This is a genomic window from Pseudoalteromonas sp. GB43, assembly GCF_054923805.1.
Genome location: NZ_JBPCHJ010000001.1, coordinates 969,301 through 990,165, shown reverse-complemented (window position 1 = coordinate 990,165; position 20,865 = coordinate 969,301). Strand labels below are relative to the sequence as shown.

The 20,865-nt window shown below is 42.5% G+C and carries 16 protein-coding genes, 5 tRNA genes and 2 pseudogenes; 19 read left to right on the top strand and 4 right to left on the bottom strand.

Going from position 1 to position 20,865, the window contains the following annotated elements; all coding sequences use genetic code 11:
- The first annotated feature begins 1 nt into the window (after nt 1).
- The 8 genes and pseudogenes from prfB to ACRWSG_RS04650 all read left to right on the top strand — a co-directional run bounded on the left by prfB (nt 2) and on the right by ACRWSG_RS04650 (nt 4,040).
- Nucleotides 2–1,136, top strand: a protein-coding gene (gene prfB, locus ACRWSG_RS04685) for a peptide chain release factor 2 (RefSeq protein ID WP_462165764.1) whose coding sequence is annotated in 2 segments (ribosomal slippage) — nt 2–76 and nt 78–1,136 — 1,134 coding nt in all. Because the reading frame shifts where the segments join, the coding sequence is not laid out codon by codon here.
- Nucleotides 1,129–2,665, top strand: a pseudogene (lysS, locus tag ACRWSG_RS04680) (lysine--tRNA ligase). Before prfB ends, lysS begins: the two are co-directional and overlap by 8 nt.
- 250 nt (nt 2,666–2,915) lie before the next feature.
- Nucleotides 2,916–3,113 carry a hypothetical protein gene (locus ACRWSG_RS04675; RefSeq protein WP_054551252.1) on the top strand — a complete coding sequence of 66 codons (198 nt, stop codon included), beginning with the start codon at nt 2,916–2,918 and terminating at the stop codon, nt 3,111–3,113.
- Nucleotides 3,114–3,225: 112 nt separating this feature from the next.
- Nucleotides 3,226–3,318 (top strand) — tRNA-Ser (locus ACRWSG_RS04670).
- A 37-nt stretch (nt 3,319–3,355) separates the two neighbouring features.
- Nucleotides 3,356–3,432, top strand: a tRNA-Arg gene (locus ACRWSG_RS04665).
- 142 nt (nt 3,433–3,574) lie between these two features.
- Nucleotides 3,575–3,651 (top strand) — tRNA-Arg (locus tag ACRWSG_RS04660).
- Nucleotides 3,652–3,791: 140 nt separating this feature from the next.
- Nucleotides 3,792–3,868, top strand: a tRNA-Arg gene (locus ACRWSG_RS04655).
- 95 nt (nt 3,869–3,963) lie between these two features.
- A tRNA-Arg gene (locus tag ACRWSG_RS04650) sits at nt 3,964–4,040 on the top strand.
- A gap of 489 nt (nt 4,041–4,529) precedes the next feature.
- Here the strand turns inward: ACRWSG_RS04650 and ACRWSG_RS04645 are convergent.
- Nucleotides 4,530–4,976 carry a TonB-dependent receptor domain-containing protein gene (locus tag ACRWSG_RS04645; protein ID WP_462166895.1) on the bottom strand — a complete coding sequence of 149 codons (447 nt, stop codon included), beginning with the start codon at nt 4,974–4,976 and terminating at the stop codon, nt 4,530–4,532.
- Complete coding sequence (locus ACRWSG_RS04640; RefSeq protein ID WP_462165763.1) at nt 4,973–6,544, bottom strand: TonB-dependent receptor; 1,572 nt, start codon at nt 6,542–6,544, stop codon at nt 4,973–4,975. Before ACRWSG_RS04640 ends, ACRWSG_RS04645 begins: the two co-directional genes overlap by 4 nt.
- Before the next feature lie 160 nt (nt 6,545–6,704).
- Between ACRWSG_RS04640 and ACRWSG_RS04635 the strand changes: the two genes are divergently transcribed.
- The 11 genes and pseudogenes from ACRWSG_RS04635 to ACRWSG_RS04585 all read left to right on the top strand — a co-directional run bounded on the left by ACRWSG_RS04635 (nt 6,705) and on the right by ACRWSG_RS04585 (nt 16,465).
- On the top strand, nt 6,705–7,814 hold the full coding sequence (locus ACRWSG_RS04635) for a hypothetical protein (RefSeq protein WP_462165761.1): 1,110 nt from the start codon (nt 6,705–6,707) through the stop codon (nt 7,812–7,814).
- 29 nt (nt 7,815–7,843) lie between these two features.
- Nucleotides 7,844–8,002 carry a hypothetical protein gene (locus ACRWSG_RS04630; protein ID WP_462165760.1) on the top strand — a complete coding sequence of 53 codons (159 nt, stop codon included), beginning with the start codon at nt 7,844–7,846 and terminating at the stop codon, nt 8,000–8,002.
- 21 nt (nt 8,003–8,023) lie between these two features.
- Nucleotides 8,024–9,400, top strand: a complete 1,377-nt coding sequence (locus ACRWSG_RS04625) for an SH3 domain-containing protein (protein ID WP_462165759.1) — start codon at nt 8,024–8,026, stop codon at nt 9,398–9,400.
- A gap of 8 nt (nt 9,401–9,408) precedes the next feature.
- The gene (locus tag ACRWSG_RS04620; protein ID WP_462165758.1) at nt 9,409–10,521 is read left to right on the top strand and encodes a dipeptide epimerase; all 1,113 of its coding nucleotides are present in this window, start codon (nt 9,409–9,411) and stop codon (nt 10,519–10,521) included.
- On the top strand, nt 10,518–11,267 hold the full coding sequence (locus tag ACRWSG_RS04615; protein WP_082389162.1) for a L,D-transpeptidase family protein: 750 nt from the start codon (nt 10,518–10,520) through the stop codon (nt 11,265–11,267). Before ACRWSG_RS04620 ends, ACRWSG_RS04615 begins: the two co-directional genes overlap by 4 nt.
- Nucleotides 11,268–11,347: 80 nt before the next feature.
- The gene (locus tag ACRWSG_RS04610; protein WP_462165757.1) at nt 11,348–12,916 is read left to right on the top strand and encodes a sodium:solute symporter; all 1,569 of its coding nucleotides are present in this window, start codon (nt 11,348–11,350) and stop codon (nt 12,914–12,916) included.
- The gene (locus ACRWSG_RS04605) at nt 12,917–13,417 is read left to right on the top strand and encodes a glucosamine kinase nucleotide-binding domain-containing protein (protein WP_462165756.1); all 501 of its coding nucleotides are present in this window, start codon (nt 12,917–12,919) and stop codon (nt 13,415–13,417) included.
- Entirely contained in the window at nt 13,396–13,827 is a 432-nt protein-coding gene (locus ACRWSG_RS04600; protein WP_462165755.1) for a hypothetical protein, read from the top strand. Before ACRWSG_RS04605 ends, ACRWSG_RS04600 begins: the two co-directional genes overlap by 22 nt.
- Complete coding sequence (murQ, locus tag ACRWSG_RS04595) at nt 13,817–14,752, top strand: N-acetylmuramic acid 6-phosphate etherase (RefSeq protein WP_138601982.1); 936 nt, start codon at nt 13,817–13,819, stop codon at nt 14,750–14,752. Before ACRWSG_RS04600 ends, murQ begins: the two co-directional genes overlap by 11 nt.
- Nucleotides 14,752–15,931: pseudogene (locus ACRWSG_RS04590) on the top strand (exo-beta-N-acetylmuramidase NamZ family protein). The gene murQ and the pseudogene ACRWSG_RS04590 overlap by 1 nt, the downstream one beginning before the upstream one ends.
- 105 nt (nt 15,932–16,036) lie before the next feature.
- Entirely contained in the window at nt 16,037–16,465 is a 429-nt protein-coding gene (locus tag ACRWSG_RS04585) for an energy transducer TonB (protein WP_054551262.1), read from the top strand.
- A gap of 67 nt (nt 16,466–16,532) precedes the next feature.
- Here ACRWSG_RS04585 and ACRWSG_RS04580 read toward each other — a convergent pair whose 3' ends face one another.
- Both ACRWSG_RS04580 and ACRWSG_RS04575 read right to left on the bottom strand, forming a co-directional pair.
- A complete protein-coding gene (locus ACRWSG_RS04580; protein ID WP_462165754.1) occupies nt 16,533–19,571 on the bottom strand; it encodes a TonB-dependent receptor in 3,039 nt (1,012 codons plus the stop codon).
- A gap of 378 nt (nt 19,572–19,949) precedes the next feature.
- Complete coding sequence (locus ACRWSG_RS04575; protein ID WP_054551264.1) at nt 19,950–20,795, bottom strand: MurR/RpiR family transcriptional regulator; 846 nt, start codon at nt 20,793–20,795, stop codon at nt 19,950–19,952.
- Between the last annotated feature and the right edge of the window lie 70 nt (nt 20,796–20,865).

The following is a 20,865-nucleotide window of genomic DNA, read 5'->3' as shown; positions in this document are numbered from 1 at the left end:
CATGTTTGAAGTGAATCCTGTGATTAATCAAATCAAGGAAATTCGCGAACGTACTGAACTGCTTCGGGGGTACCTTTGACTACCCTCTTAAGAAAGAGCGGTTAGAAGAAGTTAACGCAGAACTTGAAGATTCAGCAGTGTGGAATGAGCCAGAGCGAGCTCAAGCACTTGGCCGTGAAAAGTCGGCACTCGAAGCTATCGTTGAGACCATTGATAATCTAGTGTCTGGTACCGAAGATGTTGAAGGTTTAGTCGAGCTTGCTGTTGAAGCAGAAGATGAAGAAACCTTCGCTGAAGCTGAAGCTGAATTAGGCGATTTAAACGCACAGCTTGAAAAGCTAGAGTTCCGTCGTATGTTCTCAGGCGATCATGACCAAAACGATGCTTACCTTGATTTACAATCAGGCTCTGGCGGCACTGAAGCCCAAGACTGGTGCAACATGCTACTGCGTATGTATTTACGTTGGGGTGAAGCAAAAGGGTTTAAAGTTGAACTGGTTGAAGCAACTGATGGTGATGTGGCTGGTATCAAGGGCGCAACAGTGCGCTTTGTTGGCGAATATGCATACGGTTGGTTACGTACAGAAACAGGTGTTCACCGTTTAGTGCGAAAGAGCCCGTTCGACTCAAGTGGTCGTCGCCATACCTCGTTTGCATCGGCATTCGTTTACCCAGAAATCGACGATAATATCGAAATTGATATTAATCCGGCAGACTTACGTATTGACGTTTACCGCGCATCAGGCGCTGGGGGTCAGCACGTAAATACAACAGAGTCAGCGGTTCGTATTACTCACATACCAACTAACACTGTTGTACAGTGCCAAAATGAGCGTTCACAGCACAAGAATAAAGACCAAGCAATGAAGCAGTTAAAAGCGAAATTGTTTGAACTTGAAATTCAAAAGCAAAATGCTGAGAAACAAAGCCAAGAAGATGCTAAATCTGATATTGGCTGGGGTAGTCAAATTCGTTCATACGTACTTGATGACTCGCGCATTAAAGACTTACGTACTGGCGTTGAAAACCGTAATACACAAGCGGTTCTTGACGGCGACTTAGATAAATTTATTGAAGCCAGCCTTAAATCTGGCGTTTATAACCACCAAGCTAAAAAAGAGCTAAAAAATGACTGATCAAATCCAAGACGAAAATAAGTTAATCGCTGAGCGTCGTGGCAAATTAGACGCAATCCGCGAAAATTGCCCAGCCAACGGTCATCCAAACCAATTCCGTCGTGAACATTACACGGCTGATTTGCAAGCTGAGTTTGGTGATAAATCGAAAGAAGAATTAGTTGCTGAGCAACACGTTGTATCAGTAGCAGGTCGTATTCTTGCAAAACGTGGTCCTTTCCTTGCGTTACAAGACATGAAAGGTCAAATTCAAGCGTACGCATCAAAAGACGTACAAAAAGATTTAAAAGCAAAATACGGTCAACTTGATATCGGTGACATCATCGGTGTTAAAGGCGCACTAAATAAATCAGGTAAAGGTGACCTATACGTAGAAATGACAGAGTACGAGTTACTGACAAAGTCATTACGTCCGTTACCAGAAAAATTCCATGGTTTATCTGACCAAGAAACTAAATACCGTCAACGTTATGTTGACTTAATTACGAATGAAGCGACACGTGAAACTTTCCGTATTCGCTCAAAAGTTGTTGAAGGTATCCGTCGTTTCTTAGCTGATCGTGACTTCATGGAAGTTGAAACGCCGATGTTACAAGTGATCCCAGGTGGTGCGTCTGCACGTCCATTCGTAACACACCACAATGCACTTGATATCGACATGTACTTACGTATTGCCCCTGAACTTTACTTAAAACGTTTAGTTGTGGGTGGCTTTGAGCGTGTATTCGAAATCAACCGTAACTTCCGTAACGAAGGTTTATCAACGCGTCATAACCCAGAATTCACAATGATCGAATTCTACCAAGCATACGCTGATTACATTGACTTAATGAACATCACTGAAGACATGTTACGTACTGTTGCGACAGACGTACTTGGTTCACCAATTGTGGTAAACACAACGAAAGATGAAAATGGTGAAGTTGTAGATTCAGTAGAGTACGATTTTGGTCAACCTTTTGCGCGTTTAACGATGAGCGAGGCTATCCTTAAGTACAACCCAGACTTTGATGCTGCAGTATTTAATGACCCTGAAAACCATTTTGAAGAACTTAAAGCGTACGCGAAGCAAGTACACGTTAAGATCCCAGAAAACTGCGTATGGGGCCCAGGTAAATTCCTATGTGAAATCTTCGAAGAGACAGCTGAGCATAAGCTAATTCAACCGACTTTCATTACTGCTTACCCGTGGGAAGTATCTCCACTTGCACGTCGTAACGATGAAAACCCGTTTGTAACTGACCGCTTCGAATTCTTCGTTGGCGGTTTGTGAATTAGCAAATGGCTTCTCTGAGCTTAACGATGCACAAGACCAAGCAGAGCGTTTTGCTCGTCAAGTTGAAGAGAAAGACGCAGGTGATGATGAAGCAATGCACTACGATGAAGATTACATTCGTGCGTTAGAGTACGGCTTACCACCAACAGCGGGTGAGGGTATTGGTATCGATCGTCTAGTGATGTTATTTACTGACTCACCAACAATTAAAGACGTGATCCTATTCCCACACATGCGTCCTCAAGCTGACTAATCAGCTAAATGTTCTGAAAACGCCGCTTTTTAGCGGCGTTTTTGTTATCAGAATTTTCTGATTTTTATTGCTCTCAATTTTTATATTTAATTGTAATTAGCTGATCTAAAAGAAAATGCTGAATTATTCTTCAAACGAAGTTACTAAGTTGTAAAGTTTTCTACTAATTCTAAGTCCGATAGTATTATTTTTACACAAGATATGACATCATTACGCCATTCTCTTCAACGTTTAAACGGACTTAATAATAATGACAAAAAAGCCTTCGCAGTCTTCAGTAGAGACAACGCCAAGCGAGCATCAACGTGAAGCTTTTTATCGTGCCTGCATCGCCGAATTCCAACAATTGGGTTATCAAGACCAATACCTAGCCGAATTAACAGATGAACTAATCCCACTGACGGGTCTTGAGCCGTTGAGTGATAAAGAAAAAACGACTAAAGGGTAAACAAAAACGAGTTGTTTTTGTGCGTTGTGGATAATCTATAACCATCTGTACGATTTTCCTTGAAAAGTGTTTGACATATTTCCTGAAGTCTTTATTATACGCCCCACAAGACGGAGAGGTGGCCGAGTGGCCGAAGGCGCTCCCCTGCTAAGGGAGTATAGGGTTTGTAGCTCTATCGAGGGTTCGAATCCCTCCTTCTCCACCATTTTTCTAAAATGGCATGTCTTGAAAGTAATATGTGTGGACGCGTAGCTCAGCTGGATAGAGTACCTGGCTACGAACCAGGCGGTCGGAGGTTCGAATCCTCCCGCGTCCGCCACTTTTTACTTTGACTCTGCATCGAGTATAAGATGTTAGTAAATTTGGTCGGAGGTTCACTCTTTCAAGAGACGTCCCGCGTAAGCCAATTTTTACTTTGACTCTGCTAGGAGAATAAATTAGCAATATTCAAATGTGCGTGTGGACGCGTAGCTCAGCTGGATAGAGTACCTGGCTACGAACCAGGCGGTCGGAGGTTCGAATCCTCCCGCGTCCGCCATATTTGAAACTCACATCGAGTATAAAGATACAAATTTGGTCGGAGGTTCACTCTTTCAAGAGACGTCCCGCGTCCGCCATATTTGAAAGCTCACATCGAGTATAAAGATAAATCATTGCAAGATTATAAAATGCAACTGCGGACGCGTAGCTCAGCTGGATAGAGTACCTGGCTACGAACCAGGCGGTCGGAGGTTCGAATCCTCCCGCGTCCGCCACTTTCTCTTAGAAAGTGACATAAGCCGACAAGCTGTCGGTTTTTTTGTCTTTAAGACATGGTCAATGCGCGACTTAAACATGCGAAACATACTGCGGACGCGTAGCTCAGCTGGATAGAGTACCTGGCTACGAACCAGGCGGTCGGAGGTTCGAATCCTCCCGCGTCCGCCACTTTCTCTCATGTAGAGTTAAAGTGACATAAACCGACGAAAGTCGGTTTTTTTGTGCCTGCAATTCGCGTAGGTGTGGTTGTAGGAGCGACTTCAGTCGTGAATAAATATACCGTTTTATTGCACCTTATTATTCTTTAGGCGACTTTGAACCACGCAGCCGGAGGTTCACTGTTTCAAAATACGTCCCGCGTCCGCCACTTTCTATTTGAAAGTGGCATAAACCGACGAAAGTCGGTTTTTTTGTGCCTGCAATTCGCGTAGGTATGGTTGTAGGAGCGACTTCAGTCGTGAATAAATATACCGTTTTATTGCACCTTATTATTCTTTAGGCGACTTTGAACCACGCAGCCGGAGGTTCACTGTTTTAAAATACGTCCCGCGTCCGCCACTTTCTTCTTGAAAGTGACATAAACCGACGAAAGTCGGTTTTTTTGTGCCTGCAATTCGCGTAGGTGTGGTTGTAGGAGCGACTTCAGTCGTGAATTCTTTAAAATAAAAAACTCATGCTTAATCGAACTGTGCGTGGCTCAATGGGGTGAAAGTGATTATCTTCTACCCCTTCTGTTGGTTCGCCCGCTAGTCTTGATGAGTAGTAGTAATCAATGTCATGGTCATTACTATCAAACAAGTTAAGCAATTCAAGTTCTGCTTTCCAATGAGTTTGCTGATAACTCACTAAACCATTTACCACAGTTAAAGGCTCTGAACGTTTGCTGCCATCATCACTCAACATACGTTTACCTATATGGCGTAAACGTAATGAGCTTTGCCACTGTTGTGCAAACTGCCAGCTAATCCCGGCACTTGCAACCACTGGTACAGCTCCCTCAATACGGTTGTTGTTATTGCTAATGTCTAAACGAGAATACGTAAATGACGCTTCTGCATCTAAGCTTAATGTGTCACTAAGCCAGTAGTAGGCACTTAGTTCTATACCATAGCGCTGTGATGCATCACTGGTCCAGTGTTACCTGCATCACCAACAAACAACAATTCTGAGTCGAGTTCTAGCCACCAAAGGGCTGCAGAAAAGTTAAATTGTTGCTCATCGAAGTAGCGCAACCCTAACTCTGCACCGTTACTCTTAACGAGTAAGTCTACGGTGTTTGTTGCCTCAAATGTTACTGGGTCTTGAGCAATGGTTGCGCCACGAGCATCATTTGAATGAAAAGACTGCCCCCAGTTTGCATAACCAGCAAGGTTATCAGTAAATAAGTAAGTTAGACTCGCCTTAAAGCCGAGTAAATCATCATCTGCATCTCCAGAATTTAAACTGTTGTCGCTATCAACGTGAGCATCTAAATAATCATATCTAACACCAAGGGTTGCCTCTAACTGTTGGCTTAAATGAAGTTGTGTTTGCCAGTATGCTGTATAGCTTGTTTCCTCGACACTGTCTTGTCGTACTGTTGAAAGGTACTTTCGGGCTTGTGTATTGTATAGGCCAACTTTATTCACATTATCATGCCGAAGCTCTGTTCCAACGGTATGATTAACGGGAATATCACCTACATTAGCTGTAAATTGATAGCTTAGTGTTCCACCTGAGATAGTGCGATTATCTCGTTGGTTAAACTGATCGCCATTAATTGGATCATTAAGGAAATATGAGAAGTTAGAGTATAAATTTAGCTCGTAGTCGATGAGGTATGCACTTACTGATAAGTTTTGTCCTTGCCAATTTGTCGATAAGCTATACCGACTTGACTCTCCGCCAAGTGTTTTATCGAGTGAGCCAAGCTCTGAAATGATACCTTGCTCAATAGCCCTTTGCGGGATCTGATCTGCTGAATTCCAACTGTTGTCATAAGCCATTGCCGTAATTGATAAGTTACCTTGTTCTGAATCACGACTATAACGTAGCAATGCGTTTTTTTTATTAACGTCTTCATTAATATCCTGCCAATACCCATCATAAACTTGCCACTCTGTCGCGCCTACCAGTTTGCCACTACCGATTGAGGTACTCCCTAATGCAACACCTCTATAGAAGTTATCTTCCCCTACAGTGATACTGAGCTGATCATGTTTAGGGTTGTCAGATAAATGAAAATAAGCACTGCCAGCCGTTGAAAAGTCGCCTTGGCGCACATCATAACTGCCTTTTTGATAACTAACAGTGGCAATTGTTTCTGGAATTATAAAGTTTAAGTCAGTATAGCCTTGCCCATGACCATGACTGCGCATATTGATAGGCATACCATCAATGTTCGTGGCAAAGTCTGTTCCATGATCAAGATTAAAGCCACGAATAAAATATTGATTCGCTTTTCCAGAGCCGCTGTGTTGGGTGACAGCCATACCGGGAATTAACTCAAGCAATTCAGTAGATCGAAGCATGGGTCTATTTTCTATTTCACCCTGACCAATAATACCGCTAGAGGCGCTTATAGACTCACCGATTAATCCAGTACGGTGACCATAAACCGTTATTTTTTCTATATTAGCAAACGCGTTAAAAGAGCAGCAGAAGGTTACAACACTGATACATAGCTTATTCATTTGAAAGATCCTTATTTGAAAGGTGCTAATCAACAAACGAGTAATTGCTAATATTGGATGCAAAAAACGTTTAAAAAATTGAGTTAATTTGCTTCATGGTCAATTTGTGTTAGATTTAATAAAATATTCCAAAAATAATAACAAGTGGGAATTTTATTTTATGTATGTGAAAGGTGCATATCAAAACAGGCTGGCTATAAGTTGCACCCTGATACTCTTGGCTGGTTGTCAAACAAGCACTGAAAAAGCCCCGATAACCGACCAACAATACTTCGAGCAGGTAATGTTAGCGCCTGCTATTTTGCCAAGCGATTTAACCAATACCGGCTGTTTATCGCTTGAGAGTGAAACTAAGCTGCAAGGCTATAAATCAGCAGCTGAGGTTAATTACCAGCAGGCGGGTTGGCAAAACAGAGTGGCAGCCGACTGGCAGTATTTTTTAGCCCCAGAGCAACCGGGCAAGCTACTCCTAATCGATTATCAAGTTCAAGCAGGGCAATTAGCTTACCGGTATTTAAGTGACGGCAGCCACAATGATCTGTATGAACCTTGGAGCTCATCGAAGGTTCAAGCGTTTAGCGGTGCGCTGTCAAAAGTAAGGCAAACCCACCCAGAGCTTGGCGCAGCTTCTTTTGCTGGTGATACGGCACTCGCTGATTTGATCAGCAGTATTAATAGCTACGAAGCATTTGGTAAAGCTGATGGTAACTCAAATGCGATAGCCAGTTATTTTGTCAATGTGGCAGGGCGCGAATATTTACGTGGGCTTTTTAATGATGGCTGGCTAAAACTACAGGATCAGCGTTTGTTATTTAACGGCGCATATGGCTCAGAGCAGTTTATGCCATCAGACGAATACTGGCATAACCCTGCTAATAATGAGCTTGATGCAAAGATAAGCCGGTACAAAGCAAGCAGTGATGATCCTGGCTATTTGGGTTATCGTTGTGAGGGTTGTGGTTTAACGGGCAACAAAGCAATGACCACACTTGCTCAAGCGGAATGGTTAAAACGTCTGGTTAGTCATCAGCGTGAACCAAGTACGCAAATGCCTCATTTACAAGCAACTGATGTTGATGTGCTACTTAACGGCACAGGTCATACAGATGAACATGCTCCTGTAGGCGGCATGATGGTGGGTATCAGTCATATCGTAACAAATGCATTGGCAAATGTTATTGCACCAAATGATAGTCGCTCAGCAAAGGAAGTGCTCGATGGCGCAACGAATGGGCAGTGGCGTGTTTGGCAAAAAGTTGGTTGGGATTAAGTGAAACGCGCTCCACCACAGAAACCGTAATGTTGGCACATGTGTGTTTAGGCAATTACCAAGGTGGCCGAGAGTTTACGTTTAGTGTACAGCAGTCAACTTCGGGGGCCGACGAAGCCAATTTGCCAACAGTCGGTAAGCAAATGCAGCAAAAGTTGCAGCATGCTTTTACAAAATTATTAGATTAACGCGTTCAATAAGGTACAGCTATGCGTCGTTCAATTATCGCTTTATCAATTACTTTAGGTGTTGCTTTTAGTGCACCTATGCATGCTGAGGGTTGGCAATCAGATGTTATCGGGGTCACGCAGTCACAGCTTTCGCCCAGCTACTGGCTAGCACAAGGTGCATCGGCAAAAGTGATCATGACAGAGGCGCAAATTGCAGCCTTCAACGAGAAATTAATTAAAGATAATAAATACATTGTTGATCCTCTTTCATTTCAAAAATCGCTCACTAAAGACGAGCTAACAAGCGCCATTCATTCAGCAAGTTCAATTCCAAAAAGCCCGCGCTTTTTTACTGATGGCCGACAACTCACCGCGAAAGATTTTGCTAAATATCAGGAAAACTTAAACCTTAACAAAGTCGGAGATAACAATGAGGTACGCTTTGCTGTGGTCGTTAAGCGCACCGCATTACGCACTTTTCCAACCTGGGATCGGGTTTTAAATAGCGGCCTTGATCAAGACTTAGATCGCTTTCAAGAAAGCGGAATGTTCCCGGGCGAAGCGGTTGCTGTATTGCATCAAAGCGCAGATAAAAAATGGTTGTTAGTACGTGCTTACAACTATCTTGCGTGGACGCCTGCCGAAGATCTTGCCTTTGCTGATGCAGATAAAATTAAAGCCTATCGCGAACAAGATAACTTTTTGGTGGTAACCGGTGCAAAAGTAAATACTGCTTATGTGCCAAATGATGAAGGCCTCTCAGAAGTTCAGCTCGATATGGGAGTGCGCTTACCATTAGTTGATAGTGAGCAAGTACCGTATTTGCTAAATGGTCAAAACAGCTATGCTAGCCATGTTGTACAGCTACCAACCCGCGATGAGCAAGGCAAACTTGTAATTAAACCGGCGATGATCAGTAAAACTGCCGATGTAAACTTAGGCTACCTAGACTACAACGAACAGAATCTGATTAAACAAGGCTTTAAGTTTTTAGGCGAGCGTTATGGTTGGGGCCATGATTACAATGGTCGCGACTGTACTGGCTTTGTTGGTGAAATTTATAAGAGCTTTGGCCTACTAATGCCGCGTAATTCAGGTCAGCAAGGCAGTAGTGAATACGGGCAAAATAGTCGTTTTGATAAAAATACTGCGGCAGATGATAAGTTGCCAAAGGTTAAAAACATGGCGATTGGCGATCTAATTTATATTCCGGGTCATGTAATGATGTACTTAGGAGAGCATCATGGTGAGCCTTATGTTATTCATGACGTTAAAGGCTTAGGTTATAACAAAGGCGATGGTAGTTTTTATAATAGTGCCTTGAATGGGGTGTCGGTCACGCCATTATTGCCACTTAGATTATCTCAAGAAACCAGCTACTTAGATCGTATCTATAACATTAAGCGTATTCGCTAGAGGTCAGTATGAAAATTAAAGCTGTTCGCTTTGCAAAGCTCAAAGTGCCATTAGTTACCCCATTTAAAACAGCACTGAGAGAAGTGAGTTTTATTGAGGATTTAGTGGTTTTAATCGACACCGAATGTGGCCAAATTGGCTATGGCTCTGCGGCTTCAACTCCGGTTATTACAGGCGATACCCATCAAGGAATGATAGCGGTCATTCAGCAGTTTATTGCTCCTAAATTAGTGGGGCAAGAAATCGAAAACATTAATCAGCTTACCCACATTATTCAATCAACGGTGGTTGGTAACAGTAGTGCTAAAGCGGCTTTAGAGCTGGCGGTTTTCGACTTGTGGGGCAAGCTCTATCAAGCGCCATTGTATAAGCTACTTGGTGGTGGTAAGTCAGCGCTAAAAACCGATATCACCATTAGTGTCGATAACATAGATAAAATGCTCAGTGACTGTCAGCGAGCGGTTGAGCAAGGTTTTGATGTATTAAAGATAAAAATCGGCAATAACCTTAATCAAGATATTGAACGTGTAAAAGCAATTCATGCCGGCTTTGCCGATAAGGCTCAGCTGCGTTTAGATGTAAACCAAGGTTGGAATGCCAAACAAACTGTGTTTGCACTGCAGCAACTTGAGCAAGCCGGCGTGGTATTAGAGTTGGTTGAGCAGCCAGTAAAAAGCAGTGATATTCAAGGTCTAAAATATATTACTGAGCGAGTGAACACCCCGATTATGGCCGATGAAAGCGCCTTTTCACCGAAGCAAGTAATACAACTTTTAGAACTTGGCGCAGTTGATATCATCAATATTAAATTAATGAAAACGGGCGGTTTAAGCCGAGCAATTGAGATTGCTAATATCACAGCCCAATACCAAGCAGAGTGTATGATAGGTTGTATGCTAGAGGGCAGTATTGCCGTTGCAGGGGCTGCACATTTAGCCTCTGCCAAAGCGCAGCAAATCAGTAAAATCGATTTAGATGGCCCAGCCCTTGGTCAATATGACCCTGTGCTAGGGGGCGTTGAATTTAGCGGCCCACAAATACGCTTATCGGAAGCCCCAGGTCTTGGTATTGAATCAATAACGGGGCTTGAACTAATTACAAACGGAGTATGGCCAGCATGAAAAAACTAGTCAGTCTTATTGCAGTTATGAGTTTATCGGCTTGTGCCAGTAAAGAGTTACCTAAACCTGTTATTGATAACAGTCATCAACAGCTCGTCGTGGTGGTAGCCAATGACAGTGATGCCATTGATGCTACCTTGTATCGCTTTGAAAAAACCGCTGGTAGTTGGCAACAACAAGGCCAGCAACACGCGGTGGTACTGGGTCGTACTGGCCTTGCGTGGGGAGTGGGGCTGCATCCTGCACAGCCGGGTCAGCAAAAACAAGAAGGTGATGGTAAAGCGCCGGCAGGTATTTTTGAGCTTGGTACTGCTTTTGGCTATTTAGATTCATTACAAACGAACCTTAGTTATCAAGCAATGACAGCAAATGATTATTGTATCGATGTGAAAGGCTCACCGTTTTACAACCAATTGGTTGATAAAGCACAAGTAGGTGAAGATGCCGTAAAAGACTCTTCAGAATGGATGCGTCGTGATATTTACAGCCAAGATAACCTTTATAAAAAAGGCATTGTTGTTAAGCATAACCCAAGCAATATCAATGGCGCGGGCAGTTGTATCTTTATGCATTTATGGCGGGCGCCAAGTAAGCCTACAGCAGGTTGCACAGCAATGACAGAAAGCAATATGGATGCGTTACTTGCGTGGTTAGATGAGCGTAAAAAGCCGCTATTAGTCAGCTTAACCAAAGCGCAATATCAACAAAAGCAAAGTCAGTGGCAATTACCTAACTTAGCTAAATAAAAATAATGAAATAAAAGTATTTTAATTTTGTCATAATAATGGAATAATATATTCCATTAAGGTTTGGGTTAGGATAATAAATGAGTGCAAATTACGCTTTTCTCGATTGGCTAGTATTCGCAAGTTACGGTGCAATTTTATTGCTAAGTGGCTGGTGGTTTAATCGCAAACGCGCTAACTCAAGCCAAGATTTTTTTCTAGGCGGAAATAGCATGCCAACGTGGATGGTGGCTATTTCTGTTTTAGCGACTTCGCAATCAGCGGCAACGTTTATTGGTGGGCCAGATCAAGGCTATCAAGGGGACTTTTCTTATATTGCGACTAATATCGGTGCCTTTATTGCGGCCTTCATAGTATCGGCATTTTTAATTCCAAAGTTCTACCAGCAAAAAGTATATACCGTTTACGAGTTGCTTGAAAAACGTATCGGGCCAAAGGCCAAGCGCCGTAGCGGCATGATGTATTTATTTGGCCGTGTGTTTGCCAGTGGCGCCCGTTTATACATGGCCGCTATTGCTGTGGCGATGATTCTATATGGCAATATCGATGCCGATAGTGTGGTCATCGCGACTTTAGTATTGGCGCTTGCGGGTCTGCTTTATACCTTTTTGGGTGGCATTCGCAGCGTTATTTATTCTGATGTACTGCAAAGTATCGTTTATGTCAGTGCGGCTATTGCGGTTATTTGGTGCTTGTTGAGTGTTATTCCGGCTGATTTCTCAACCATTATTGCAACTTTGAGTGAGCCAAGTCCTGGTGCAGATTCAAAACTTGCGCTGTTTAAATTTGATTTAGATTTTGGCCCGTCAGGTGTGTTTAACATGGCCTCTGTGTTGACGGGGTTTGTGCTATTAAACATCGCTGCATTTGGTTTAGACCAAGATATGACGCAGCGCTTATTAACCTGTAAAAGTCCAAAAGAAGGCAGTAAAGCGTTATTACTATCGGTGGTGATGGTGATCCCAGTTATGGCTATTTTTATCTTTATTGGTTTGCTGCTGTATATTGTTTATCAGCAACCTGCACTAATGAATAGCGAAGCTGGGCAAACGGTCGTACAAGAATTTAATGGCGAAAAAATTACTATCTTTATGTACTACGTATTAAACGAAGTACCAGCCGGGGTTAAAGGTTTAGTCAGCGTGGGTATTATTGCTGCCGCTATTTCTACTTTGAACTCTGGGCTTAGTTCGATGTCTTCAGTCATCGTACAAGATATCTATCGCCCTTACTTGGAAAAACACAATAAACAAGTAAATGACCATCACTTTGTAAAAGCGGGTCGTGTAGGCATGGCTCTAGTAAGCCTTGCTTTAGCGCTTATGGCTATTCTTTGCTATTTCTGGCAGCAATACAGTGATATGCCATTATTAAAATTTGCGCTAAGTGTCATGGTGTTTTCGTACAGCGGTTTGTTAGGTGTGTATTTTACTACCTTGTTCACCAAACGAGGTAGTGAAGGTTCAGTGTTAGCGGCGCTAATAGCGGGCTTTATGGTGACCTTATTAATGCAGCCCTACATGATTGACTGGCTACTACCTGGGTCAATGCGCTTTTACTTAGGATTTACTTGGCAGCTATGCATAGGTACATTGCTCGCAACTATTGTATGTTGCCTAGGTAAAGCGGCACACGAGAAGAGCGCATAAATGGCCTTACGCTATATTTTAGCCATCGATGGCGGCGGCACCAAAGTGTTAGCTGAGCTAAAAGAGCAGGCAAGTGGTGCGACTTTCCGTGCCCAAGCGGGTTCGGCATCAATTTCGAATGATCTTGATTTAGCGTTAGAAAACATTGTTAAAGTGACCCGCGATGTTTGCCAGCAAAGTGGCGCAAAGCCAAGTGAAATTGTCACCGTTATGGGTGTTGCTGGTGGCTCATCGCAGAGTCTTGCTGAACAATTAACAGTGATGCTCAAGCTAGTTTACGAAATAGAATTTGCCAGTTTGCAAATTACCAGCGATGCAATTACGTCATTATATGGTGCTAATCTTGGTGACCCATGTGTGGTTATTGCCCTTGGCACCGGTGCTGTCGGTGCACGATTAAACGCCCAAAAGCAAACAAAGTTGGTGAGCGGTTGGGGCTTTTCCGTTGATGATTTTGGCGGTGGTGCCCGCATCGTTCGATGGCAGTGCAGCAATTATTAAACGATATAGATATTTATGATTTACCAAAAAGTCGATTAACGGTTCGTTTGAGTGAGCAGCTAGGATGCACTCGTCAAACAATTAGTAGTTGGCTTAAACAAGCAAAACCTGCGGATTATGCAGCATTTAGCCCATTAGTGTTTAGCTTACAAAACGACTGTGAGGCGGCAAAAACGGTATTAACAGAGCATACCCAATCGGTGGTTAGGTTAATAAATAAAAGCCGAGGTAACTCGCCGTTACCGGTGATTTTAATTGGTGGTTTAGCGAAAGTCAGCCAACCATTATTGCCACGTGCCTTACAAAACGAATTATCTCCTTGTAAAGGAGATTCATTAACTGGTGCCGCCATTTTAGCGGCAAAGCATTACCATGACATTATTGAAAAAGGACAACCCAATGAGCCCTGAGCACGTCTTTAAGCAACAACGTGAGTTACTCGAAGAGTTAAACGGTATTGTCTCCGAAGGGCAAAACCCAGACACTTTGGATATCGATCTGCTCAGCTCCACTGAGATCCTCACTAAGATCAATAATGAAGATCACAAAGTAGCGGGTGCCGTGAAACAAGTGATCCCACAAATTAGTGAAGCTGTCGATCATGTGGTTGACGCATTTCAACAAGGTGGCAGGTTAATCTACATTGGCGCTGGCACCAGTGGTCGCTTAGGTATTTTGGATGCAGTTGAATGTGCGCCTACCTATAGCGTTAGCGATCAGCAAGTGCTCGGTATTATTGCAGGTGGTGACACCGCGGTTAAAAAAGCCGTAGAAGGCGCTGAGGATAGTACAACACTTGCTGTTGAAGATTTAAAAAATGTGAGTTTAACCAGTAAAGATGTCGTGGTTGGCATAGCTGCCAGTGGCCGTACCCCCTATGTTTGCTCGGCAATTGAATACGCTAAATCGTTAGGTTGTGTCACTGTGGGTGTTACTTGTAACCCAGACTCAGCTGTGATGCGTTTACCACAAATTGGTATTTGCCCTGTAGTTGGTGCAGAAGCTGTGACTGGTTCTACACGTATGAAATCGGGCACTGCACAGAAACTGGTGTTGAATATGCTAAGTACAGCCAGCATGATCCGCACAGGTAAAGTCTATAAAAACCTGATGGTTGATGTAAATGCCAGTAACGAAAAGCTACATGCTCGTGCTATTCGTATTGTGATGCAAGCAACAGAGTGTTCGCAGCAGCAAGCCGTTGATGCATTAAAGCAAGCAGGGCAAAGCGCAAAACTGGCTATTTTAATTGTGTTGACCGGAAAACCAGCTCCTGAAGCAAAACAGTTATTGTCAAAAGCAGGTGGCTTTTTACGTAAGGCGGTTGAAGAATAATGCGTTTATTAGTTATTTTACTTCTTAGTTGTTTTGCGCTTTTAGGTTGCCAAGAAACACCTGCACAAGCGCCTAAAAATGCACAGCCTTTACAGGTTGGCGCAGCCAATTTTCAAGCTTATGTTCCTGCATTAAAAGGTAAACGTGTTGGCTTGGTCGTTAATCAAACGTCAGTGGTGAATGGTCAACATTTGGTTGATGCATTACTTGATAATGGCGTAGTGATCGGCAAAATATTTGCCCCAGAGCATGGTTTTCGCGGCGATCATGACGCCGGTGCTCACGTTAAAAGCACAGTAGATGCTAAAACCGGCATTGATGTTGTGTCGATTTATGGCAGTAATAAAAAGCCAAGCCCTGAGATGCTTGCAGATCTAGATGTCATTATTTTTGATATTCAAGATGTTGGTGTGCGTTTTTATACTTACATCAGCTCAATGCATTACGTAATGGAAGCTGCCGCTGAAAATGGTAAACAGGTTGTGGTACTCGATAGACCTAATCCGAATATTGCCTATGTTGATGGGCCTATTCTTGACCCACAATTTCGCTCATTTGTTGGCATGCACGAAATTCCTGTTCTACACGGTATGACAGTGGCTGAACTTGCTCAAATGATCAAAGGCGAAGGCTGGATAAATGACGCAGATAAGCTTGAGCTAAGTGTCGTGCCTGTTACAAACTACGACCGTGCTATGGCTTATGAGCTACCAATAAAGCCAAGCCCTAACTTACCAAATGCCCAATCAATTGCGCTTTATCCATCTTTGTGTTTCTTTGAAGCAACGCCTGTGACTATTGGTCGTGGCACTGATTTTCCGTTTCAAGTTGTCGGTTACTCGCCAGTTAAACTGGGCGAATTTAGTTTTACGCCTAGGGCGATTAAAGGCGCTTCAATGCACCCTAAATTCAAAGGGGTTGAAGTATTTGGTCAAGACTTACGAGATGCTGATATTCAAGGTTTAGATTTAAGTTTGTTTATTTCGGCTTATCAACAGTTGAGCGCGAATGATCAAACGTTTTTTGAACGAGCTGGTTTTATGGATAAACTTGCAGGAACTGATAAATTGCGTTTAGCGATTGAAGCTGGCCAAACTGAGCAACAAATCAAGCAAAAGCTGGCAAGCGGATTTGAACGCTTTTAAACGCAAGCGAAGGCCATATTTGCTGTATCAATAATAATTAGATAATTAGAGCAATAACAACGAGGCGCTTGCCTCGTTTTTTTATATTTCTAAAAATTAATTGTGGTATATTCAGGGACTTGATTTATAAGGATATACCATGAAAGTTCATTTAATTGCTGCATTTTCTTTACTCGCTGGCTGCTCACAACTCCCAAACAGTGCAACAAGTAACTCAACCGATGTGCTCGACCTTCGTGATGATAAAAACGCAGCAGAGCAGCTGTGGACACTTAAACATGCAACAAAGCCCAACTATCCTCAAGCTGCTTTAATATCTAAGCAGACAGGCTGTGCGCGCTTTATTATTACTATTGATAAACAAGGTAATACCACCGATATCCGTTTTGTAGAGAGCTTCCCAGAAGAACTATTTATCGATGTGTCGCGAGAGTCACTTAAACATTGGCTGTGGCAGGCAAGTAAAAGTAACAGCGAGTCGCGAGCGATAACCCGAACGGTGCAGCTAGACTACTTCATGATAGAAGCGGCTAATATAGATGCTGCAAAAGCATTTTGTACAATTTAAGCTTTGTCTTTTATTTTTTTGAGGCATAAAAAGGGCCGCAATAGCGGCCCCAACAGGATTGATTAACTTAGAACTTGAAGTTAACTGAAAGCTGCAAACTACGCGGGTTATAGTAACTGCGTGATTCACCAAAGTTTTCATACTGAGCGTACGGGTTTTTGTTGAACCCTGTTTGGCGGTTAAAGACATTAAATAAATCTGCGCGGAATTGTAATTCCATATCACCTGAGAACTTAAAGTCTTGGGTGTAGTTTAAGTCAAGTTGCCAGTGGCTTGCTGTTCTTCGAGACCCCGCAGGTTCTGCATAGCGACTCACATGACTTGAAGCGTATCCGTATTGTGTACCATCCCATGCTTCCCAAGCTTGACCAGATTGGAATACAAAGTAAGCACCAATGTTTGCTTCCCACGGCACAGTGTAGTAACCATACACTTTGACTTTATGCGGTTTATCTCCAGATAGTGTTCCGTAGCGGTTATCCCATGAGTAACGACCACGACCATCACCATAGTATGATGAGCCAATAAAGTTATTAGCATCATTACTTGTTGTGGTATTGTCTTGGTCGAAGTTACCGTAGTAATGACTCCAAACATAAGAAGCATTGATGTAGCTGTTTTCACCTAGGTACTCAGCTTCGATACTGGCTTCCCAATATTTAGTCTCGCCACCATCTACTTCAGCAATAACATAAGATGAACCGCCAATTTCATCGCGGATTTCGGCTAGGTTATCTACATAAAGGCCTTTGTCTGCTATGTGTTGTGGTACACCTTCTGCATCAACACCAGAGTAGTCAGTTAAGCGAGCGTCATTTGGCATATCTTCCCAAAAATGCATACCTTTACGGTGACGTACGTGAGCACGTAATACTAAATCAGAACCCACGTATTTAGTGGTACCAAGCGTGAACTCATTGATACGACGAGGTTTCATACCCTCTTGGAATGCTTTACCTGACGAGCCGCGTCGAGGTGATGCAGAAAGAATATTACCCGAGTCATCAAGTAATAATTCAATTTCTGAGCGTGTGTTACGGTCCCAAGATGCTGCACGAGCTAATGAACTTGCTTCAGGGTTATAAATAGCAAAATTCGCAAATACTGAGTCTTGTTCTGCATAATTCCAAGTTGCACCTAAACGCGGTTGAAGCATATCACTCCAATCTGTTTTATACATTTCGTACTTATGGCCCGGAGCTAACTCGTAACCCGATACTGTTCCCGATTTCTCTTTTAAGCCTTGCCCGTACCAAGTATCTTGGCTCACAAGTAGGCCAATATTATAAGTCCAATCACCATGTTCAATAGTATCGTTTATTTCGAAATTGAGGCTACGCATTTCAGAATTGATACCAGAGACTGTGCTCCCATCAGTTGCTAGACTCATTTGCTGTACATGTGCTCTATATATAGCGTCGGCAGGGTCAAAACCTTCAGTGTCTGCATCAGGATCGACTAAACCTCCTAGGTAAGAGATGCGCCCCCAACCATTTGATAAACGAGTAATCTGCTCTTCACCTTCTTCCCATTTTGCGCCTAAGTGTAGTGTGTGGTAAGTGTCACCCCAGTTAAACTCATGCTCTAAATTAATTTCAAAAGAGTCTCTGTAAAAGTTTTGGTTATCATATTGGGCGTAAGCACCAACACCACCTTCACCTTTCATCACACCATCTTCTAAGTAACCATAAGCATTGATTAATGCTGTAGCTCCCGCATTATAAGAAGCTATTTGCTCTTCTGTGAAAGCACCTTCAGAATCATATTCTCTTAGGTTTGGAACAGAAAAATAACCCATTTGAGTAAGGTTATTGATATCTACTTGGCTAGATAATGATGGAATAACGCTTAACTCAGTATCTGGTTTTGAACCTGTTTCTAATTCAAACTTACTGTATTGGAATGATAGAGTAGTTGCAGAGCCTAAAATCCAAGAGCCATCTAAAGTAAAGATATCTTGGTCAGCTTTACTACCGACAGATACACTGTCAGTTTCGTAAGCGCCAATTGAATCACCTTTAACTTCTTTGTCAGATGTACGCTGTGAAATATTAATTAAAATATCGTCAGTAGGCGCCCAAGTTAATTTACCAAAGTATTCATCGCGAATACTTTCATAGTCCTTCACATCACCGTAAGCGGTAGCTTTGTTCGCTTTAGTTTCTTCTGGGCGATAATAAGAGGTATAGAAATATAATGTATCCTCAATAAGTGGGTCGCCTAAGCTTGCTGTTAACCAGCTTTTATCAAGCTCATAGCTTTCTTCACCAACAGGTGTTGCAACAAAGCTTTTTGGTTGTACTTTGTATTCTACATTGCCGTGAAACTCGTCAGTACCTGATTTTGATACGGTGTTAATTGAGAAGCCACCTGAGCGGTTAAAACCAACCGCTTTTGCACCACCGCGGTCCATAGTAACGTAAGCAACGTCGTGAGTTGATGGCTCTGATGCTAAGTTACCAAACATTGGCATTGAAACATTTACACCGTCAAATCCATAAGAGTTATCAACCCCAGAGCCACCCGCTGACGGACCTAAAATTGTATTTGCCGAAAGCTCAACACCTGGTACAAGTTTTAATAGGTCACGATAATCTTGACCAACAGGCACGCTGTTGATTGCTTCTTCACCTAATGAGTTAGTTAGTGCAGACTTACCTTGGCGGAATAATTTACTGCCGGTAACCGTGATGACTTCAACGTTTTCGTTAGCACCACCCATAGTGACGTTTAGGCTCGAAGTTTGTTCAAGTAAAACATCCACAGTCATGGTTTGAGTTACACCGTTTTTATCGGTGAAAGTCAGTTCATAAGTACCCGGTTTTAATTGTGGTAAGTCGTAGCTGCCGTCTTCTCGTGTAACGACAGTACGTGGTTTTGGCATCACATTACTTTTTGCTGTAACGGTGATCCCCGCCAGTGACTGCTGTGCTTCTGGTGATGATACCTTACCTTTGATCCCCCCGGTTAGATTTGCAAAGGCTGGCGCGCTGGCGAGTGCCGCGGCCATAACAACACCGGTTAAGGCTGTTTTCTTTGCGCGAAGTGCATTGCTAGTCGCTTTTGCTATATAGCTCATTGCGAGTGTGGATGCATGTTGTTTCATTGTTTCCCGTCCTTATATTTATATGCTTTGCTGGACTACTTACCCAATTGAGACTTATGAACTTTAAAATTATGTTGCCCATATATTAAACAGGTGTTATTGAATGTGGTCAAGAATATTTTTTTATTTTAAGGTGTGTTTTTAGGAATAAAATATATAACCGATTTTAGGTAAAGCTTAGCAATAACTAGCCTTAGCGAGTGGCTAATTTAGTGTTAGCAAAACTTTGTAAGAAATTATGACTTTTTGGTCAGTACCTTAGCTAAACGAGTAAATGATTTAGAGGGTAAAAATGAATTGTTAATTACAAATATAAAATAGACACAAAAAAAGCAGCCTAAGCTGCTTTTTAGTATTTAAGTAACTTTAATGAAGAAATTAGTTATTCTTAAATTCGCCAACAACTTCATTAGAATGTTCTAGTAACTTACGGCCTTGACGGCTTGATTGCGTTAGGGCTATAAACAAAATATCAATGACAAAATCTTGTGCCGTTCGCGCTAAAATTGACGATAAACGTACAGACTCACCCTCAGCAACCGAGTAAAGTTTTACATCAGCTGAGTCGGCAACAAGGCTACTGCCAAATTTTGTCACTGAGATCACCGAGCTTGAATTTTTCTTGGCTTGCTTAACGACTTCGGCAATTTCGCGAGTCATACCTGATTCACTAATCGCGATGACCAAATCACCTTTCGAAAAGGTCGCAACATACGCAAGTTGTGCATGCCCATCTGGCTCTGCAATTGCAGGCATACCGAGTTTTTGTAATTTATAAGAAAAATCTTTTGCAACCAGCGCTGAGCCACCTAAACCACAAATCAGAATACGTTTTGCTGATTTTAATAGCTCTACCGCTTTTTCGACGGCAGGCGCTTCGTTGAGGTTTTTTGTTTCCGTTAATACCGCCAATTTACTGCTTAATAGTTTTTCGGCGATTTGCTCTAGCGAGTCATTAAGGGTGATCTTGCCATGTAGTTTAGGTTCGCTCGTTTCATCGTTAAGGGCATCAATTACTGCAAGTTTAAAAGCAGGGAAGCCTTTATAACCTAACTTTTGCGAAAATTTCACCACACTCGATTGGCTTACACCAACCACTTTTGCTAGTTCAACCGATGATAAATTACGAATCGCATTCGCTGAATTTAACGTAAAGTCAGCAAGCTTAGCTTCGCTGCTCGATAGAGATTGGCGTAAGGCTTTAATTTTTACAAAAGTAGACATAGGGCTCACTTTGTTTGCTTAACTTAGTCAAAACGCAAAGCATGGTTCTATTATAAACACAGGGCTTGGG

What these genes read in the sequence shown, in the direction of transcription:
- ACRWSG_RS04610 (WP_462165757.1), top strand. Translation starts at nt 11,348, where the DNA reads ATGAGTGCAAATTACGCTTTTCTCGATTGGCTAGTATTCGCAAGTTAC.
- ACRWSG_RS04640 (WP_462165763.1), bottom strand. Translation starts at nt 6,544, where the DNA reads ATGAATAAGCTATGTATCAGTGTTGTAACCTTCTGCTGCTCTTTTAAC.
- ACRWSG_RS04575 (WP_054551264.1), bottom strand. Translation starts at nt 20,795, where the DNA reads ATGTCTACTTTTGTAAAAATTAAAGCCTTACGCCAATCTCTATCGAGC.
- murQ (WP_138601982.1), top strand. Translation starts at nt 13,817, where the DNA reads ATGAGCCCTGAGCACGTCTTTAAGCAACAACGTGAGTTACTCGAAGAG.
- ACRWSG_RS04615 (WP_082389162.1), top strand. Translation starts at nt 10,518, where the DNA reads ATGAAAAAACTAGTCAGTCTTATTGCAGTTATGAGTTTATCGGCTTGT.
- ACRWSG_RS04625 (WP_462165759.1), top strand. Translation starts at nt 8,024, where the DNA reads ATGCGTCGTTCAATTATCGCTTTATCAATTACTTTAGGTGTTGCTTTT.
- ACRWSG_RS04605 (WP_462165756.1), top strand. Translation starts at nt 12,917, where the DNA reads ATGGCCTTACGCTATATTTTAGCCATCGATGGCGGCGGCACCAAAGTG.
- ACRWSG_RS04585 (WP_054551262.1), top strand. Translation starts at nt 16,037, where the DNA reads ATGAAAGTTCATTTAATTGCTGCATTTTCTTTACTCGCTGGCTGCTCA.
- ACRWSG_RS04635 (WP_462165761.1), top strand. Translation starts at nt 6,705, where the DNA reads ATGTATGTGAAAGGTGCATATCAAAACAGGCTGGCTATAAGTTGCACC.
- ACRWSG_RS04580 (WP_462165754.1), bottom strand. Translation starts at nt 19,571, where the DNA reads ATGAAACAACATGCATCCACACTCGCAATGAGCTATATAGCAAAAGCG.
- ACRWSG_RS04675 (WP_054551252.1), top strand. Translation starts at nt 2,916, where the DNA reads ATGACAAAAAAGCCTTCGCAGTCTTCAGTAGAGACAACGCCAAGCGAG.
- ACRWSG_RS04600 (WP_462165755.1), top strand. Translation starts at nt 13,396, where the DNA reads ATGGCAGTGCAGCAATTATTAAACGATATAGATATTTATGATTTACCA.
- ACRWSG_RS04620 (WP_462165758.1), top strand. Translation starts at nt 9,409, where the DNA reads ATGAAAATTAAAGCTGTTCGCTTTGCAAAGCTCAAAGTGCCATTAGTT.
- ACRWSG_RS04630 (WP_462165760.1), top strand. Translation starts at nt 7,844, where the DNA reads ATGTTGGCACATGTGTGTTTAGGCAATTACCAAGGTGGCCGAGAGTTT.